The 14,165-nt window shown below is 55.9% G+C and carries 12 protein-coding genes and 1 riboswitch; of the genes, 11 read left to right on the top strand and 1 reads right to left on the bottom strand.

Going from position 1 to position 14,165, the window contains the following annotated elements; translation table 11 throughout:
* Positions 1-13: 13 nt before the first annotated feature.
* Complete coding sequence (locus ACFER_RS01825) at positions 14-643, bottom strand: NERD domain-containing protein (RefSeq protein WP_012937741.1); 630 nt, start codon at positions 641-643, stop codon at positions 14-16.
* A gap of 237 nt (positions 644-880) precedes the next feature.
* Between ACFER_RS01825 and ACFER_RS01830 the strand changes: the two genes are divergently transcribed.
* From ACFER_RS01830 to ribH, 11 genes are all read left to right on the top strand, one after another.
* Positions 881-2,425, top strand: coding sequence for an AbgT family transporter (locus ACFER_RS01830; RefSeq protein ID WP_012937742.1), 1,545 nt, complete (start codon positions 881-883; stop codon positions 2,423-2,425).
* Between the two features lie 567 nt (positions 2,426-2,992).
* A complete protein-coding gene (locus ACFER_RS01840) occupies positions 2,993-4,537 on the top strand; it encodes an AbgT family transporter (protein WP_012937743.1) in 1,545 nt (514 codons plus the stop codon).
* 345 nt (positions 4,538-4,882) lie between these two features.
* Positions 4,883-5,719, top strand: a complete 837-nt coding sequence (locus ACFER_RS01845) for an energy-coupling factor transporter ATPase (protein ID WP_012937744.1) — start codon at positions 4,883-4,885, stop codon at positions 5,717-5,719.
* Entirely contained in the window at positions 5,704-6,567 is an 864-nt protein-coding gene (locus tag ACFER_RS01850) for an energy-coupling factor transporter ATPase (protein WP_012937745.1), read from the top strand. The genes ACFER_RS01845 and ACFER_RS01850 overlap by 16 nt, the downstream gene beginning before the upstream one ends.
* Complete coding sequence (locus ACFER_RS01855; protein ID WP_012937746.1) at positions 6,561-7,367, top strand: energy-coupling factor transporter transmembrane component T family protein; 807 nt, start codon at positions 6,561-6,563, stop codon at positions 7,365-7,367. The genes ACFER_RS01850 and ACFER_RS01855 overlap by 7 nt, the downstream gene beginning before the upstream one ends.
* The gene (truA, locus tag ACFER_RS01860; protein WP_012937747.1) at positions 7,364-8,101 is read left to right on the top strand and encodes a tRNA pseudouridine(38-40) synthase TruA; all 738 of its coding nucleotides are present in this window, start codon (positions 7,364-7,366) and stop codon (positions 8,099-8,101) included. The genes ACFER_RS01855 and truA overlap by 4 nt, the downstream gene beginning before the upstream one ends.
* A gap of 240 nt (positions 8,102-8,341) precedes the next feature.
* The gene (locus ACFER_RS01865) at positions 8,342-10,285 is read left to right on the top strand and encodes a TonB-dependent receptor plug domain-containing protein (protein ID WP_012937748.1); all 1,944 of its coding nucleotides are present in this window, start codon (positions 8,342-8,344) and stop codon (positions 10,283-10,285) included.
* A gap of 246 nt (positions 10,286-10,531) precedes the next feature.
* A riboswitch (FMN riboswitch) is annotated at positions 10,532-10,644 on the top strand.
* A gap of 62 nt (positions 10,645-10,706) precedes the next feature.
* Positions 10,707-11,822 (top strand): bifunctional diaminohydroxyphosphoribosylaminopyrimidine deaminase/5-amino-6-(5-phosphoribosylamino)uracil reductase RibD, encoded by a 1,116-nt coding sequence (ribD, locus tag ACFER_RS01870; protein WP_012937749.1) that lies wholly within the window; start codon positions 10,707-10,709, stop codon positions 11,820-11,822.
* Between the two features lie 4 nt (positions 11,823-11,826).
* Positions 11,827-12,465, top strand: coding sequence for a riboflavin synthase (locus tag ACFER_RS01875; protein ID WP_012937750.1), 639 nt, complete (start codon positions 11,827-11,829; stop codon positions 12,463-12,465).
* Between the two features lie 12 nt (positions 12,466-12,477).
* Positions 12,478-13,704 (top strand): bifunctional 3,4-dihydroxy-2-butanone-4-phosphate synthase/GTP cyclohydrolase II, encoded by a 1,227-nt coding sequence (locus ACFER_RS01880; protein ID WP_012937751.1) that lies wholly within the window; start codon positions 12,478-12,480, stop codon positions 13,702-13,704.
* Positions 13,701-14,162, top strand: a complete 462-nt coding sequence (gene ribH / locus ACFER_RS01885) for a 6,7-dimethyl-8-ribityllumazine synthase (protein WP_012937752.1) — start codon at positions 13,701-13,703, stop codon at positions 14,160-14,162. The genes ACFER_RS01880 and ribH overlap by 4 nt, the downstream gene beginning before the upstream one ends.
* The last annotated feature ends 3 nt before the right edge of the window (positions 14,163-14,165 follow it).

The following is a 14,165-nucleotide window of genomic DNA, read 5'->3' on the forward strand; positions in this document are numbered from 1 at the left end:
CAACTGTCAACAGTCAGCGGCCAAAGACAGCCAGGATTTCCTGGCGTTTTTTTTCGGTGATGGGATCCAGGTTCCGCTGGCGGATCCATTTTTTCAGTTCCGGCAGGCTCAAGGCGTGGGACCGGGCTCCTTCGTCCAGCTGGAACACCGGTTCTGCATAATTATCCGCTCCGATGACGAAGGTATGGATGGGCAGCTGGGGACTGTGGGCGGCTTCCAGCGATTTTTCCAGCTTTTCCCGCTCTTTCTCCAAAAGCTGCAGGGGATTGGGTACGGAAATGATTCCAGAATTGTCTTTCAACTCCCATTGTTCACTCCGTTCCGAACCTTGTATCCTGTATCCATGATACACTACCCGTAACAACAGGATGTCATGGGGAAGGAGAATACAGAGGGAATCCGGGGAAAAATCGAATGTATAGGAAGAAACATCGGTGAAATCCTTCCGGGATCCCGATTTTACCGCATCCAATGTCCTTTTTCTGCCGCCTTCCCATGTCCGGTTCTTTTTCATCCGGCGGATCCAGAACCGGAACACCAGGAATCCGCCCAGGAGCATCAGAAAGAAAACCAGGTATTCCTTCAGGGAATGTAGCTTCCACACGGTCATATTGGGGAAAATCTGTATCACAACTTCTTCCATTTTTGTGTTCCGCCCTTTCCTGTTACAAATTTATAAGTGAAAACTTGTACAGATTATAACATATTGAAAGTATACACGTCCAGAGGAAAGAATCACTGGACAAGGAAAGGAAAACAGTGCTATTATATAAACGATTCAAGGACTATGAATAAAAATGTTTGATATTCTGGTTGCGATGCAGTTTTTGATATACTGCATTCAGCATACAAATATTTTATTTAAGGGGGTTGTCATTCAATGGTTGCAAAAAACGCAGCAAAGCAAACGTGGGTGGACCGTTTCCTGAATACCATCGAAACGGTATGCAACAAACTGCCGCCGCCCGCCATCCTTTTCGTGGTCTTATTCCTCATTACTGCTGTGATTGGTGCCGGATTGACCAGTACGGGCTTCAGCCTGACAAACCCGGCAACGGGGAAAGCCGTTGTCTCTCAGAATCTGTTCTCCAAAGCGGGGGTCCAGTGGCTTTTGACCAACCTGGTCAAGAACTTTACCGGATTCGCTCCTCTGGGTCTGGTAATCACCATGACCATGGCCATCGGGTTCTGTGAAGAATCCGGTCTGCTGGTGGCCATGCTGAGACGGTCTCTGAAAAATGTGCCGCCCGGTGTGGTTCCGTATCTGATCGCTTTTCTGGGAACCTGCGGGAACATCGCATCCGATACGGCCATGATCGTCATTCCTCCTCTGGCAGCCATTGTGTACATCGGGGTCAAGAAACACCCGGTAGTGGGCATGATGGTGGGGTATGCCGGGGCACAGGCCGGGTTCACCGCCAACCTGATGGTGGCCGGTACTGACTCCCTGCTCCAGGGCCTGACCAACCAGGCCATCGATGCGTTCCTGGGAGCGCCCGGGCTGTTTGCTGTGGATGTTACCTGCAACTGGTACTTCCTGTTTGTATCCACCTTTCTCTGCGGTGCCGTCATCGGCTGGGTTTCCATCCACATCATCGAACCCCGGTTCCCGAAATATGAAGGATCCGAAGAAGAATCCCTGATGGAAGAAGTGACTCCCCTGGAAATCAAGGGGCTGCACAATGCCGGCCTGGCCTGCCTGGTCTACATTGCCATCGTTATCGTGGGCTTCAAGACCCAGGTCCTGTCCAAGGACGGTGTGACCGTGGTGGGATCCCTGATGCTGAAAGGCCTGATCCCGCTGCTGTTCTTTCTGTTCAGTATTGCGGGTATTGTATATGGGAAGACCACCGGAAAGTTCACCAATGTGAAGAGCATCAACTCCGCCATGGTGAAACAGATGAGCGGAATGGGTGCCTATGTGGTGTTCTGCTTCTTCTGCGGCCAGTTCCAGGGTCTGTTCAACTGGACCAAACTGGGCACCCTGCTGGCCATCAGCGGGGCAAACTTCCTGAAGGGTGTGGGCTTCACCGGGATTCCCATGTGTATCGCCTTCATCCTGATCTCCGCCATCGTGAACATCTTCGTGTCTTCCGGTTCTGCCAAGTGGGCCATTTTCGCCCCCATCTTCGTTCCCATGTTCATGCTGCTGGGTTACCATCCTGGCTTTACCCAGCTGCTGTATCGGTTGGGTGACTCTCCGGGCAACTGCTTCACGCCCATGAGCCCCTACATCTGGATGATCCTCAGTGTGGCTCAGGAAAAATACATGCCGGACTGCGCCATCGGGACCCTGATTTCCAACATGATCCCCATTGCCGTTGTCCTGCAGATCGCCTGGATCATCTTCCTGGTGATCTGGATGATGCTGGGTCTGCCTTTCGGACCGGGCGTGGGCATTGCCCTGCCGGCCGGAGTGCTGTAAGTTTTGTGTGCCGCCAGGCGGCACACGGTCTTGGGTCTCGGGCCATGAGTCTCGAGCCGATGGATAGAACCCGTCCCAAACGGACGGGTTCTTTTTTTATTGCAGAATCCATAGTGGAGAAGAGGGGCATCCGAACGATGATCCTTGTTGCCGGAACCATGGGGAAACTGGATGGAAATGACAGGGGACAGTGCTGGCGGATGGTGCTGTTCTTTCCGGGGCATTGGGGAATACACTTTAGAGTGGAAAAGCAAGAAAGTACAATATTCTGTAAAAAGTATAAAAAGGTGTACTTACAGTAGGGCTAACGGGACTGAAAACAGGAGGGCACAGGAACCGGAACAAAAAACGGAAAATAATCTGACAATGTCCGTATGAAATGGACTTTTCTTCAGAAAAGTATTGAAAATTCAACAATTCTGTCCCGCTTTCTGGTATAATATAAAGGAATTCTTGTAATTTTTTTAACATTGTCTCTGAAAAATCTTTCGGAGAACAAAGGGCTCTTTTGCAGAGAGAAAGGAACTGTCTCTTCCCAAAGGAACCTGGATCAAAGGAGGACTCTCAATGGAAACAAAGAACGCAACAAAAGGCAGTCTGCTGGACCGTTTTCTCAATACCGTGGAACGGGTCTGCAACCGGCTGCCGCCCCCGGCCATCCTGTTCTGCATCCTGTTTGTGATCACAGCCGTGGTGGGGGCCATCTGCACCCAGGCGGGATTTGCTCTGGAAAACCCCGCTTCCCACAAAATCGTCACCTCCCAGAACTTTTTCACCAAGGCCGGCATCCAATGGCTGCTGACCACCCTGGTGAAGAACTTTACCGGGTTTGCTCCTTTGGGCCTGGTGATTACCATGACCCTGGCCATCGGGTTCTGTGAAGAATCCGGCATGCTGGCGGCTCTGCTCCGCCGGTGCATGAAAGGGGTACCGCCTTCCCTGGTGCCCTTCATCGTGGCGTTCCTGGGGGTCTGCGGCAACATCGCCTCCGATACGGCCATGGTGGTGATCCCGCCCCTGGCGGCCGTTGCTTACATCGGGGTGCGGAAACATCCTGTAGTGGGGATGATGGTGGGCTTTGCCGGGGCAGAAGCCGGCTTCGGGGCCAACCTGATGATCGCCGGTACTGATTCCCTGCTCCAGGGGCTGACCAACCAGGCCATTGACGGGTTCTTCGGCAAGGCCGGGGTCTTTGCGGTGGATGTAACCTGCAACTGGTACTTCATGTTCGCATCCACCTTCCTCTGTGCCCTGATCATCGCCCTGGTATCCATCAAGATCGTGGAACCCCGTTTCGGGGTCTATGACGGACCGGGGGCCGATGAAGAACTGGGAGAGGTGAAGCCCATCGAAGTGAAGGGGCTGAACCGGGCCGCTCTTGTGGTGGTGATTTATATCCTGATCCTGGCTGCCGGGTTCTTCACCGGTGTGCTGTCCAAGGACGGGCACACTTTTGTGGGTTCCCCGCTGCTGAAAGGCCTGATTCCCCTGCTGTTCGTCATGTTCAGCCTGGCCGGGCTCACCTATGGCTTCACCACCGGTTCCTTCACCTGCATCAAAGATGTGAACAAGGCCATGGTCCATCAGATGAGCGGCATGGGCGCCTTTGTGGTGTTCTGCTTCTTCTGCGGCCAGTTCCAGGCCCTGTTCAGCTGGACCCATCTGGGGACCCTGCTGGCCATCGGAGGCGCTGACTTCCTGAAGAACGTGGGCTTTACCGGACTGCCCATGTGCGTGCTGTTTGTGCTGATTACCAGCCTGGTGAATATCTTCATGTCCTCCGGGTCCGCCAAGTGGGCCATCTTCGCCCCCATTTTCATCCCCATGTTCATGCTGCTGGGGTATCATCCGGGCTTTACCCAGCTGCTGTACCGGCTGGGGGATTCTCCCACCAACTGCTTTACGCCCATGAACCCCTATCTGTGGATGATCCTCAGTGTGGCCCAGGAAAAATACATGCCCAAGGCCGCCATCGGGACCCTGGTCTCCAACCTGATCCCCATTGCCGTCTGCCTGCAGATCGTCTGGATCATCTTCCTGATTGTCTGGATGACCCTGGGCCTGCCCATCGGACCGGGAGTGGAAATGACTCTGCCCGCAGGGGTGCTGTAAGTGTGCAGGGCTGTTGCATATGCAACAGCCCTGTCAACGGCCAAATGAAGCCAGCAAAGCTGGCTTTGAACAACGATGAAACGATTTCGGAGAATCATTGGTTTTCCCATTTCGAAATCAATTTGCAAAATTGATTTCCAACGGCTGCTGACCGCTGACTGAGAAGGAGCTGTGAAAAAATTATCCACAGCGCCTTTATTTCGCTTGCGTCAGCTGGCTTCCATCGGCTAGTGACTAGAGACTAGTGACTAGTGACGGGGTGTGAAAAAGCATTTTTTCACACCCCCCTTTTTTATTGACTGATTCCAGTAAACGAAGCTATAATTTAACTTTATGGAGGATGTTATGGAACCGATCATTGAAACGAAAAATCTGACCCATACCTATGTGGATGGGCAAAATCAGGAAATGACGGCACTCCAGGGAATCGACCTGTCCATTGCTCCCGGCGAATTTGTGGCTATTATCGGGACCAACGGCAGTGGAAAATCCACCCTGGCCCGTCATTTCAACGGTCTCCTGACCCCCACCAGCGGTCATTGCCTGGTGGGCGGCCTGGATACCGCCATAGAAGAAAATCTCTGGCCCGTGCGCCAGACCGTGGGCATGGTGTTCCAGAACCCGGACAACCAGATCGTGGCAGCCATTGTGGAGGAAGATGTGGCTTTCGGGCTGGAGAACATCGGTGTCCCCGGGCCGGAAATCCGTCCCCGGGTGGAAAAAGCCCTGGCGGCCGTGGATATGCTGGATTATGCCAAACGGGCCCCTCACCGGCTGTCCGGAGGCCAGAAACAGCGGGTGGCCATTGCCGGGGTGCTGGCCCTGGAACCCCGGTGCATCGTCTTTGACGAGCCCACCGCCATGCTGGATCCCAAGGGACGGAAGGAAATCGTCTCCACGGTGCTGAAGCTGAACAAAGAAAAGCATATCACCATTGTGTACATTACCCATAAAATGGAAGAGGCCATCCTGGCCGACCGGATCATCGCCATGGAAAAAGGGAAGATCGTCCTGGAAGGGACACCCAAGGAAGTATTCACCCAGGTGGACCGGATCCGGGGCCTGGGGCTGGAATGCCCCCTGGCGGCGGAAGTGGCAGATGCCCTGGACAAACAGGGCCACCGGCTGCCGCCCATCATTACCCATAAGGAGTTGTGTGAAGCATTATGTCCATCCAAGTAGACCATATCTCCTATACCTATATGACCCATACCAGCCTGGAAAAGAAGGCCCTGGATGATGTGAGCTTCACCCTGGAAAAAGGGGAGTTCGTGGCTCTCATCGGCCATACCGGCAGCGGCAAATCCACCCTGGCGGAGCATCTCAACGGACTGCTCCATCCCATGGCGGGGAAGGTGCTGGTGGACGGGGTGGACCTGGCGGCAAAGACTCCGGAAGCCAAGACGGCCCGGAACCGGGTGGGTATGGTGTTCCAGTATCCGGAACACCAGCTGTTTGCGGAAACCATCTACGAAGACATCGCTTTCGGGCCCCGGAACCAGGGAAAGTCCGAACCGGAGGTGGAAGAAGCGGTGCGCAGCGCTATGGAATTCGTGGACCTGGATTTCGACACCTTCGCCCAGCGGTCACCCTTCCAGCTTTCCGGGGGGCAGATGCGCCGGGTGGCCATTGCCGGGGTGGTGGCCATGGAACCGGATTACCTGATCATGGACGAACCCAGTGCCGGGCTGGATCCCATCAGCCGGGACAGCATCTTCGGCCAGTTGCGGAAAATCTTCGAGAAACGGAAAATGGGGGTGCTGCTGATTACCCACAGCATGGAAGAAGCCGCCCAGTACGCCAGCCGGCTCCTGGTCATGAGTGACAGCCGGCTCCAGCTGGACGGTCCGGCCCGGGAGCTGTTCACCCATGAACGGGAAAAACTGGAATCCCTTTCCGTGGACGTGCCGGAAAGCGTGAAACTGGCGGAAGAACTCCGGAACCAGGGCCTGCCCATTGAAGGGACGCCCCTCACCAAAGAAGAACTGATCCGGGCCATTGACAAAGCAAAGGGGTGGAAAACATGCTGACAGACATTACCCTGGGACAGTACTATCCCGGGAATTCCTGCATCCACCGGCTGGATCCCCGGACCAAGATCCTGGCGGTGCTGTTCTATATGGTCATGGTATTCCTGGCCAATTCGCCCCTTTCCTACGGGATCCTCATCGGGTTCATCGTGCTGGGGGCTGCCCTGGCCAAACTGCCGGCAGGACTGCTGCTCCGGTCCATCAAGCCCCTGTGGATCATCATCCTGCTGACCATGGTGATCCATTTTGTCACGGATCCGGGGGAAGCCCTGTGGCACTGGAAGTTCATCACCGTCACCAGAGAAGGGATCGTGCTGGGGGTGAAGATGTCCCTGCGGCTGGTCCTGCTGCTCCTGGTGTCTTCCCTGATGACCTTCACCACGTCTCCCATTGTGCTGACCGACGGCATTGAATCCCTGCTCCGTCCCTTCAAAAAAATCGGGGTGCCGGCCCACGAACTGGCCATGATGATGACCATCGCCCTCCGGTTCATTCCCACCCTGCTGGAGGAAACAGACCGGATCATGAAGGCCCAGATGTCCCGGGGGGCGGATTTTTCCTCCGGGAACATCATGAAGCGGGCCAAAAACATGCTGCCCATCCTGATTCCCCTGTTCATCTCCTCCTTCCGCCGGGCGGACGAACTGGCTCTGGCCATGGAAGCCCGGTGCTACCGGGGCGGGGAAGGACGGACCCGGATGCATGAACTGGTCTACGGCAAAGCCGATGCCCTGACCGGGCTGGTGATGCTGGCCCTGTTTGTCCTGCTGGCTTTCCTGCGCTGGGGGATCCCCGCATGATCCGGACCATTAAAGCCACAGTGGCCTATGACGGAACCCGTTACCAGGGGTTCCAGCGGCAGAAAAACGGGGTGGGGGTCCAGCAGGTGCTGGAAAAGGCCCTGACGGAAGTGTTGAAGGAACCCATCCTGATCAAGGCCGCCGGACGGACCGATGCAGGGGTCCACGCCCTGGGCCAGGTGATTTCCTTTGCCACCAGTTCCCGGATCCCGCCGGAAAACTACCGCCGGGCACTGGAACCCCATCTGCCGCCGGACATTGCCATCCGGGAAGCGGAAGTGGTCCGGGATGATTTCCACGCCCGGTTCGACGCGGTGGACAAGACCTACCAGTATAAAATCTATTATTCCCCCCTGCCGGATCCCACCCAGCGGAACACTACCTGGGAGATCCGGGAGAAACTGGATGTGGAGGCCATGAACCGGGCGGCGGCCCTGCTCCTGGGAAAGCATGACTTCACCTCCTTCAAGAACCAGGGAAGCCAGGATACCTCGCCGGTGCGGACCCTGACCGAAGCCCATTGGGTCCAGGACGGAAATCTGTACACCTTCACCATTACCGGGGACGGGTTTCTGTACCGGATGGTCCGGAACATCGTGGGCTGCCTGGTCCGGGTGGGCACGGGCCAGTGGAATGAAGAAGATTTCGCCCGGGTGATGGCGGCCAAAAACCGGAAACAGGCCGGCATGGCTGCCCCGGCCCAGGGGCTGTATCTGATGCATGTGAGTTATTGAGACAGGGGGTGTGAAATAATGCTTTTTCACACCCCGTCACTAGTCACTAGTCAATAGTCACTAGCTGATGGAAGCCAGCTAACGCTGGCGAAATAAAGGCGCTGTGGATGATTTTTTCACAGCGCCTTTTGCTATTCCTTTAATCTATAGGAGTCCATAACTTCAGTCTACTTGTGTTATAACAGCAGATAGGATAGACTAATAGAAAACTATTCTATGAAAAAGAAGGGAAGTTATCGGATGAAAGAAGTGTGGAATCAAAAACTGGCTGCCGCCGTGCTGACGGCCGTACTGGCCGGCAGTACGTCTGTGGTGTGGGCCGCAGAACAGGAACAGGCAGAAAAACCTGCCCAGGAAATTGTGATCACGGCCAACCGGCTGAAGAACCAGAAGGTGGATACGCCGGCGGATGTAACCGTGATCACCAGCCAGCAGATCTCCGACCGGGGCTACCGGACGGTCATCGATGCCCTGGAGGATGTGCCAGGGGCACGGGTCTTGGATGCCAGTGGTCCGGCTTTTGAACGGCGGGTGATTCTGAACGGGGACGACCGGGTGGTCGTGATGGTGGATGGCCGCCGGATCAACTACAGCATGGGCTCCACCAATGGGAAATCCACTTTTGACGCCAATACCCTTCCTGGGGTCAGCATGATCGAACGGATCGAAGTGGTGAAAGGCGGGGCTTCCACCCTGTACGGGGCTGATGCGGTGGGAGGTGTCATCAACATCATCACCAAGACTCCGGAAGAGACCACCGGCACAGTCCATGTGGGTTATGGCTCCTGGGGTACCCAGGACTTGGGACTTTCTTTCGGCGGAAAGCAGGATAAGACCGGCTTCCAGGTAGGAATCAACCGGAACAAGGCTTCTTACCTGAAATACAAAGACACCAATGGGGATACCAAAAGATGGGACGGACAGTCCAACTACACCCAGGATTCCATTTCCCTGAAACTGACCCAGGATTTTACCAAAAGCGACGGCTTGACGGTGAACTACGATTACTCCAATCTGGACGGGAATTTCCGTTCCGGACTGTATACCTATGATTCTTATTCAAAAGCGTATTATCCCAATACGGACCAGCGTCATGCAACGAAAAAGACCAACAATGTGGGAATCCGGTATGAATGGAATCGGGAGGCCGGGAATGCCGGATATGTGCAGGCTTACCGAAATTACTATGGATATACCAATTTCGGGACATTCTCTTATAATGATGGTGACATGAATGAAACAGACTGGGGACTGGAAGGACAGCAGAATTTCGTCCTCAGCGATACCAATACTTTGGTGGCAGGTCTGGAATACCGGAATGCCAAAGTGGATCATGTGGGGATCTATACTGATGGCAAATACAACAACAAAGCCGTGTTCCTCCAGGATCAGTGGAAATTCGCTCCCACCTGGCAGCTGAATACCGGCGTCCGGTATGATGACCACAGCAAGGCCGGGAACCGGACCACCGGCAGCGTGGCGGTGAACAAGAAATTCAGCAAGGACAGCAATGCCTATATCAGCTGGAACTCCGTATTCAGAGCACCTACCACTGATGATCTGTTCTATCGGGATTCCTATGATTTCATGCGGGGCAATGAAAATCTGAAACCGGAAACCGGGAATGTATGGAGCGCCGGATACAACTTCAAAATCGATTCAAAAACCGACGTTGGTATTACCGGTTTCTACAGCCAGCTGAACGATGCCATCCGGTGGGCTGATTATGGGTATTACTGGCAGGCAGAAAACATCAACAAGCAGAAGAAACGGGGCATGAGCCTGTCCGTCACCCATCACCTGAACAAACTGTGGGAACTGAATGCCGCCTACACCTATGTGAAGGTGGAAGACAACAGGAATGACGGAAAGGGCTATGTGAAGGATGTGAATTATGCCCCCAATTACTACCAGGCCGGGGTCCGCTACCACGACACCAAGTGGAACGTGTCCCTGACGGGTCGGGGCGGTTCCGGGCTGTCCGGCGAAAAGTATGGGGAACACAATTACTTCACCCTGGACCTGGCTGCCCGGTACAAGTTCACCCACAACTGGACCGGCTTTGCCAACTTCTACAACCTGAACAATGCAGCCTACGCGGAATACAGCGGTGTATTCAAAAACCAGGACATCTATCCCATGCCCGGCCGGCGGATCATCGTAGGGGCGGAATACTCCTTCTGATTGCAGGAAAAAGGGAAGAGTGCAGAGTGAAGAACGGGACGGCTGGAATCCGATACCCCGTTGCGATCCTGTAGGGGCTGCACGCCGGGCAGCCCGCCAAACCGCTGCTTGTCCGTGCATCCAGCGGGCCGCCGGGCCTGCGGCCCCTGCGGTTCGATATGAGTTTTTCAAGGCGCACCGCGCCGTATCTGGCTTCTTGCAATCCCATACAGATATGATATAATATTTCCGGAACAACATCATAAGTTTTGTCTTTGGGGAGGGGTGCGATTCCCTACCGGCGGTAAAGTCCGCGAGCCTTGGCACGAATCGGTGAAATTCCGATACCGACAGTACAGTCTGGATGAGAAAAGACAGGTTCGGAAAAGTATATTTGCCGTGCTATCCTCCCCGGATGGCACGGCTTTGTATTTGGCAAATCATGAAAGCGGGTGAAACAGTGACAGACGAAGAATATATGCAGATGGCCCTGGACCTGGCGGAAAAAGCCCGGGGCTGCACCAGTCCCAATCCTCTGGTGGGCTGCGTCATCGTAAACCCGGAAGGGCAGATCGTTGGCAAAGGCTACCACCACAAAGCCGGCCAGCCCCATGCGGAAATCATGGCCATGGCGGATGCCGGGAACCAGGTGGAAGGCTGCACCGCCTATGTGACCCTGGAGCCCTGCTCCCATTACGGCCGTACGGGCCCCTGCTGTGAGGCCCTGATCCGGGCCGGCATCAAAAAAGTGGTGGCGGCGGCGGACGATCCCAACCCGAAAGTGGCCGGACGGGGCTTTGCCCGGCTCCAGGAAGCGGGGGTGGAAGTGGTCCGGGGGGTACTGGCGGACAAAGCCAACCGGCAGAACGAAGTGTTCATGCACTGGATGAAGACGGGCCGTCCTTTTGTGGCCCTGAAATACGCCATGACCCTGGACGGGAAAATCGCCACGGCCTCCGGAGATTCCAAATGGATCTCCAATGAGCAGTCCCGGACTTATGCCCACAAGCTCCGGAGCATCTACGACTGCATCCTGGTGGGAAAGAACACGGTGCTCAACGACGATCCGTCCCTGACCTGCCGGCTGGTGGAAGGAAAGAATCCCCTGCGGATCGTCCTGGACAGCCACTGTCAGCTGCCCATGGACCGGAAGGTGTTCACCGACGGGGAAGCCAGGACCCTCCTGGTCACCTCCCTGAAAGCGGACCGGGACAAAGCGGCAGCCTTCCAGGCCCTGGACCAGGTGACCGTATGGCAGATCCCGGAAAAGAACGGGGCCCTGGATCTGGGCATCCTGCTGGACAGACTGGGACAGCAGGAAAAGACCAGCGTGCTGGTGGAAGGAGGCAGCCAGGTCCATGGTGCCTTCTTTGACGGCAGGCTGGCCCAGCGGGTCTATGCCTTCATCGCTCCCTGCCTGATCGGGGGCAAGCGGAACCTGGGTGCCATCGGGGGCCGGGGGGCCCGGAACATGGACCTGCGGGTGACCCTCCAGGAACCTCAGTACGAAGCCTTCGGCACGGACCTGATGGTCACGGGCCTGTTGGAAAGGAGCTGAGGCCATGTTTACGGGACTCATTGCGGAACTGGGCAAGGTGGAGGACCTGCGCCGGGAACAGAATTCCTACCGGCTCACCATTGCCGCCCAGACCATTCCGCCCCTGCTGAAAATCGGGGAAAGCGTCTGCTGCAACGGGGCCTGCCTGACGGTGACGAAGTTTGACAGCCAGCGCTTCACCGTGGATGTGATGCCGGAAACCGCCCGGCGGACCACCATCGGTTCCCTGAAGAAGGGGGACCGGATCAACCTGGAACGGACCCTCCATGTAGGGGACGGACTGGATGGGCACATTGTCAGCGGCCATGTGGACGGGGTGGGAACCATTGTGAAGATCCGCCCGGAAGGCATTGCCAAAGTCACCACCATCAGCTGCAGCCCGGAGCTGCTCCGGGGCATGGTCACCAAGGGATCCATTGCCATCGATGGCATCAGCCTGACCATCACGGAAGTGACGGACACCACCTTTTCCGTCTCCCTGATCCCCCTCACCGTCCAGTTCACCACCCTGGGCTTCAAAAAGACCGGAGACAAGGTGAACCTGGAAACGGACATCCTGGGGAAATATGTGGAACGGATGCTGGAAACCAGAAAATCCGGGGGGCTGACCAAAGCCACCCTTTTCGAAAATGGATTTATGTAAGGAGAGAAAATCATGGATAAAAAATTTCAGTTTGCCCCCATTGAACAGGCCATTGAAGACATCCGGGCCGGGAAAATGGTCCTGGTCACTGACGATCCCGACCGGGAAAACGAAGGGGACCTGATCATGAGTGCGGAGTATGTGACTCCGGACGACATCAATTTCATGGCCACCCACGCCAAAGGCCTGATCTGCATGCCCTGTGACGGGGCCATCCTGGACCGGCTCCAGATGGAACCCATGGTGGCCAACAACACGGACAACCATGAAACGGCCTTCACCGTTTCCATCGACCACAAGGACACCACCACCGGGATCTCTGCCGTGGAACGGGCCTACACCATCAAGAAATGCACCGACGAAAGCGCCAAACCGGAAGATTTCCGCCGGCCCGGCCATGTGTTCCCTTTGCGCAGCCGGGAAGGCGGGGTGCTCCGGCGTACCGGCCACACGGAAACCACTACGGACCTGTGCCGGCTGGCCGGACTGAAACCGGTGGGTATCTGCTGCGAAATCATGAGCGCAGACGGCACCATGGCCCGGACTCCGGAACTGATCGAATTCGCCAGGAAATTTAACCTGACCTTCATCACCGTGGCGGATCTCATCGCCTACCGGAAGAAAAATGAAAAAATGGTCCACCGGATCGCCAATGTGGCCCTGCCCAGCAAATACGGCACCTTCCGGGCCATCGGCTACGAAAACGACCTGGACGACAAATGCCATGTGGCCATCATCAAAGGGGATGTGGCCGGCAAGAAGGATGTGCTGGTCCGGGTCCATTCGGAATGCCTCACCGGGGATGCCCTGGGGTCCCTCCGCTGCGACTGCGGGGATCAGCTGGCCACCAGCCTGAAGATGATCGAAAAGGAAGGCTGCGGCGTGGTGCTGTACATGCAGCAGGAAGGCCGGGGTATCGGCCTGGCCAACAAACTCCGGGCCTATGAACTTCAGGATCAGGGGCTGGATACGGTGGATGCCAATGTGAAGCTGGGCTTCAAACCGGATATGCGGGATTACGGCATCGGGGCACAGATCCTGGCGGATCTGGGGCTCACCAGCATCCGGCTGATGACCAACAACCCGGCCAAACGGGCAGGGCTTTCCGGTTATGGGATCACCATTACGGAAACCGTACCCATCATTATGAAAGACAATTGCTACAACCATCGGTACATGGTTACCAAACAGGTCCGGATGGGCCACGAATTACATGAAGATGTGGAGGATGCAAAATGAAAATTCTGGAAGGTCAACTGTTAGCGGAAGGTCTGAAAATCGGGATCGTGGTGTCCCGTTTCAACGAATTCATCACCAGCAAACTGCTCAGCGGGGCGGAAGACACCCTGCGCCGGCATGGGGCCAATGAGGACGACATTACTGTGGCCTGGGTGCCCGGTGCCTTTGAAATCCCCCTGATTGCCAAGAAAATGGCCAAAAGCGGCAAATATGACGGCATCATCTGCCTGGGCGCCGTGATCCGGGGTGCCACCAGCCATTACGACTACGTGTGCAACGAAGTGTCCAAAGGGGTGGCCCTGGTGAACATGGAAACGGAAGTCCCCACGGCTTTCGGGGTGCTGACCACTGAAAACATCGAACAGGCTGTGGAACGGGCCGGCACCAAGGCCGGGAACAAGGGTTCCGATGCGGCCATGGCAGTCATTGAAATGGTCAACCTGACCAAGGAACTGTAAGAG

The organism is Acidaminococcus fermentans DSM 20731, assembly GCF_000025305.1.
Classification (GTDB): Bacteria; Bacillota; Negativicutes; order Acidaminococcales; family Acidaminococcaceae; genus Acidaminococcus; species Acidaminococcus fermentans.